This is a genomic window from Nocardia sp. NPDC060220 (assembly GCF_042727815.1).
In the GTDB taxonomy this organism is placed as follows: domain Bacteria; phylum Actinomycetota; class Actinomycetes; order Mycobacteriales; family Mycobacteriaceae; genus Nocardia.
Genome location: NZ_JBHWZY010000952.1, coordinates 1 through 2,444 on the forward strand (window position 1 = coordinate 1; position 2,444 = coordinate 2,444).

3 protein-coding genes and 1 pseudogene are annotated in these 2,444 nt (G+C 68.4%); 2 read left to right on the forward strand and 2 right to left on the reverse strand.

Translation table 11 applies throughout. From position 1 onward, the window contains the following. Positions 1-210 (forward strand): annotated as a pseudogene (locus ACFWF3_RS32150) (2-keto-3-deoxygluconate kinase); the annotation flags it as partial. Between the two features lie 71 nt (positions 211-281). Here ACFWF3_RS32150 and trxA read toward each other — a convergent pair. Next, positions 282-659 carry a thioredoxin gene (trxA, locus tag ACFWF3_RS32155; RefSeq protein ID WP_056824580.1) on the reverse strand — a complete coding sequence of 126 codons (378 nt, stop codon included), beginning with the start codon at positions 657-659 and terminating at the stop codon, positions 282-284. Between the two features lie 49 nt (positions 660-708). Beyond that, positions 709-1,209, reverse strand: a complete 501-nt coding sequence (locus ACFWF3_RS32160; RefSeq protein ID WP_379317579.1) for a 2'-5' RNA ligase family protein — start codon at positions 1,207-1,209, stop codon at positions 709-711. Between the two features lie 93 nt (positions 1,210-1,302). On the opposite strand from ACFWF3_RS32160, the gene ACFWF3_RS32165 reads away from it, so the two are divergent. Then, positions 1,303-2,382: an isocitrate/isopropylmalate dehydrogenase family protein gene (locus ACFWF3_RS32165; RefSeq protein WP_379317581.1), complete on the forward strand. Its 1,080-nt coding sequence runs from the start codon at positions 1,303-1,305 to the stop codon at positions 2,380-2,382. Positions 2,383-2,444 lie beyond the last annotated feature (62 nt).

A 2,444-nucleotide genomic window follows, 5' to 3' on the forward strand; every position in this document is an offset into this window, starting at 1 on the left:
CCCGTTGCCGCGATGACCTCCGCGCTCTACGACGAGGGTTACCCCCTCGAGATCCTGCACTTCCATCAGCGCCCGACCGCCGACGGCACCGCCACCTTCATGCAGTGCGAGTTCAACGGCAGGCGCGGCTGGGCGGTGGCCACCGCCGCCGACAGCGCGGAATCGACCGTGCGCGCCATGATCGCCGGCGTCAACCTGCTCGCGGGCTGACACCACCCGAACACGCACAAGGGCCCGTTCACTCGAAAGGTGAACGGGCCCTGTGTGTTCTCGGCGCCGGACTATTCGGCGGGAGAGGATTCCTGCTGCTCGGCGATCTGCTTGCGCACCTCGTCCATGTCCAGATCCTTGATCTGGGTCACCAGGTCCTCGAGCGCGGCGGGCGGCAGCGCGCCCGGCTGCGCGAAGACGAGTACGCCCTCGCGGAAGGCCATGATGGTCGGAATCGACTGGATGTTGGCGGCCGCGGCGAGTCCCTGCTCGGCCTCGGTGTCGACCTTGCCGTAGACGACGTCGGTGTGCTTTTCCGACGAGGTCTCGTAGGTCGGTGCGAAACTGCGGCACGGACCGCACCAGGAAGCCCAGAAATCGACGAGGACCACGTCGTTTCCGGTGATGACTTCGTCGAAGTTCTGCTGGGTCAGCGTCTGGGTGGCCATGACGTCCTCTCCTTGTCGGTGTCCTCGGCTGTAACGCCGGGGCGTCCTACTATCTTCCCCCGATCACGATTCGCTCCTGCCGCGCCTCCCCGTCCCAGCGGCGAATCCCCACGATGAGCGACCGGAAATCGGTGTCGGCCGCGACCGTCCGCACCGCGTCGCCGAGCTGTTCGGGGGGCACGCGCCGCGCCAGGGTCACGTGCGGTGTCCACGCGCCGGGAGCCATGGTCGCCGGTACGCCGGGGCAGGGTGAGACCACCTCGCTGACCCGGCGATGCAGGGCGAGCAGGTCCGCGGTGACGACGACCGCCCTGACCAGGATCGGCCGGCGCGCCCCGAAGACGAGCAGCCCGCCCAAACGGATCGGCAGCGGCTCGAACGCGAGCCGCTCGAGCGCGTGGTCGATGCGCGGCCAGATCTCGCGCGCCACCGCGACGGTGATGTGCGGCCGAGCGGTCCCGGGGTGGCGATTGCCCAGGCCTGCTTCGGCAAGAACCGCCCATTGCCTGCGGATCTCTGTCTCGCCGCCCTCGTCGAGGAGCAACTCCACCGACTGCACCATGATCTGCAGAAACTAGTCGCTGCGGCGTGTCCGCACCGCCCACTCGCTCGATCCGGTCCGGACACGCGCGAGGATGGGGGAGTGAACGGTGTGAAGGCGAACCTGCGACTCGGTGTGATCGACGGCGACGGAATCGGCCCCGAGGTGGTGGCCGCGACCCGGGCGGTCGTCGACGAAGCGATCGGCGCGGCCGGGCTCGCGCCGGTGGAGTGGGTGCCGCTGCTGATCGGGCACGAGGCGATCGCCGCCTACGGCCACCCGCTGCCGGAACAGACCCTGACCGCTCTCGAGGATCTCGACGCCTGGATTCTCGGTCCGCACGACAACGCCTCCTACCCGTCGGACATGCGCGTGGCACCGGGCGGCATCATCCGCAAACGGCTCGAGCTCTACGCGAACATCCGCCCTGCCGCCGCCTTCGCCGGCGTGCGCGCGGTGGCGCCCGACATCGATCTGGTGATCGTCCGGGAGAACAGCGAGGGCTTCTACGCGGACCGCAATATGTTCGCCGGGTCGGGGGAGTTCCGTCCCACCGAGGACGTGGCGATGGCGGTCGCGGTGATCACCCGCACGGCGTGCGAGCGGATCGCCCATCAGGCGCTGCGGCTCGCGCAGGGCAGGCGCAAGCGGGTCACCGTGGTGCACAAGGCCAATGTGCTGCCGATGACGACCGGCCTGTGCCGTGACGTCTGTTACGCAGTGGCCGAGCAGTATCCGGACGTGACGGTCGACGACGAACACGTCGACGCGATGGCGGCGCACCTGGTTCGCTCATCCGCCGAGTTCGACGTGATCGTCACCGAGAACCTGTTCGGTGACATCCTCTCGGATCTGGCCGGTGAACTCAGTGGCTCACTCGGCATGGCCGCCTCGCTCAACTGCTCCGACACGCGCGCGATGGCGCAGGCTGTGCACGGCGCGGCGCCCGGTCTGGCGGGGCACAATCGGGCCAATCCCGCCGCGTTGCAATTGTCGGCGGCAATGCTGTTGCGCTGGTTGGCAGTTCGTGAGGACAATAGTCCGCTCCATGATGCCGCCGACCGAATTACCCGTGCGGTGGCGGCGACGCTGGCCGCCGGAATCGCGACGGCGGATCTCGGCGGTCTGGCTTCCACCAGCGAATTCACCGAGCAGGTACGGGCCCGCGTGCACCGGAGGTGAAGGGACCCCTTTCACATCGGCTGATTAATCTTCGGTTACTGTCGCACCACGCTGTGTCCGGT

Coding starts and splice junctions, on each gene's coding strand:
- trxA (WP_056824580.1), bottom strand. CDS start 659: ATGGCCACCCAGACGCTGACCCAGCAGAACTTCGACGAAGTCATCACC.